This window comes from Acinetobacter harbinensis (assembly GCF_000816495.1).
Classification (GTDB): Bacteria; Pseudomonadota; Gammaproteobacteria; order Pseudomonadales; family Moraxellaceae; genus Acinetobacter; species Acinetobacter harbinensis.
Map to the genome: position 1 here is coordinate 43,268 of NZ_JXBK01000003.1, position 293 is coordinate 43,560.

The 293-nt window shown below is 38.6% G+C and carries 1 pseudogene; it reads left to right on the top strand.

What is annotated here, in order from left to right:
• Positions 1 to 269, top strand: a pseudogene (locus SE27_RS14725) (ferrous iron transporter B); the annotation flags it as partial.
• Positions 270 to 293: the final 24 nt, after the last annotated feature.

The window sequence follows — 293 nt, forward strand, 5'->3', positions numbered from 1 at the left end:
CTCTTGGGGTGATTTATGCGATGTCAGGTGATGAAGATACAGTAACTCAAAGTCTGTTAAGTCAAATTTCAGGCCCGGATGGATGGGGGTTAGCCACAGGTTTATCATTATTGGTATGGTTTATTTTTGCTCCCCATTGTCTTGCTACGTTAGCAACAATTAGACGAGAAACTGGCAGCTGGAAACAGCCCATCATTATGGCAACTTATTTGTTTGCATTAGCCTACATCTTTTCATTCATCACATATCAAGTTGCGAGTAATTTTTAATTAGCAAATGAATAAAATAAGGGA